The sequence below is a fragment of the Bacillus sp. 05T31 genome (genome assembly GCF_056396725.1).
This window is the reverse complement of the sequence record NZ_JBFTMA010000953.1, coordinates 1-1,276: the sequence shown is the minus strand read 5'-3', so window position 1 is coordinate 1,276 and position 1,276 is coordinate 1. Positions and strand designations below refer to the sequence as shown.

1 protein-coding gene is annotated in these 1,276 nt (G+C 27.1%); it reads right to left on the bottom strand.

Translation table 11 applies throughout. The annotated features are described in order from the left end of the window. The coding region (locus AC1DJR_RS30235) for a lanthionine synthetase LanC family protein (protein WP_477004285.1) at window positions 1-1,276 on the bottom strand (1,276 nt) is incomplete at both ends.

The following is a 1,276-nucleotide window of genomic DNA, read 5'->3' as shown; positions in this document are numbered from 1 at the left end:
TCCTAAACCTGTAAATAATGCGATTTTATGGGGATTAAAATCTTCTATATCAAAATTATCCAAAAAGTTATTTGTTACTTTCATAACAATTTGTTTTTCATTTCTCTCTAGCATACCTCTATTTTCTAACTCCAATAAAAAGTCTAGTTTCCCCATTAAACCATGACATAAACAATAATCACTATTTTCATGTAATGTACTTAAGATTTGTTTTTTAAAAAAGATTAAATCTGATTGTATATCTTCATTTTGATATGATTCTAAAATTTTAATTCTTGATATTCCCATTCCACTAAACCCTTTACACCAGCTATCTGTATACTCATATTCACTCATACTCATTTTCTCACTTTTATGTATACCATGTATTACTCTATCGTACTTATTGGTTTTTAATATTTCTTTTAACTTATAAAATGCGAGAAGTTGTCCTGATAATCCATGAACAAACCCCTTTAATGAATCTTCTAAATTTAGAGTATCGTGAGCTTTCCAATATACAAATTCATCATGTGTTTGCATATTATTGACAATGTAGTCACCGAGATTTTCAGCCACTTTAAGCAATATTTTATACTTAGGATTAATTTGATAGAACTTAACTGCCGTTAAAATTAGACCAGCCGAACCCCCTAATATATCAAAATGCTTATCGTTATATTTATTTTTTTCAATATCGGAGTTGATATCCATAAATATTTGCAATATCACCCTTTCATCGATAGAGGTTATATGTGGTAAATTTGTTAAATAGTAAGAAATAATGGCATTAACACCATTTACAAAACCATAATTATTTTTATTTTTGTTTAATATTTCTTGCAAGGCTTTTTGTTCGAGTTTATTTATAATTTCAATCTGATTAGGATCAGCATTATTTCTCAGTAATGAACTTATTCCCAATAATCCATCATATATCCCACTATTCAAATGGTTTATCTCAAGCTCCCCTTGCCAATTTGTTTTTAATCCAATAAAATCTACATCACCGTCTTTTGATATATAACTGCCATCAAGAATTTTCCCTGTAATTGCTTCTTTTATTTTATTTGTAGGTAAATTAGTTCGAAAATTAATTGTTTCCTTTACTGTATTCAGCTTATATAGATTATCATTTTGATTAGAAAGGGATATTTCTATAATTTTTCTTTGTAATAAAAAGTCAGCATATGAAATTTTTTTAAATTTCATTTCTAAATCTATTTCATTACTTGATAAACTTTCGCAAGACTCCCATTCATACTTATTAAAGAAATATGGAACATCATAGGATAAT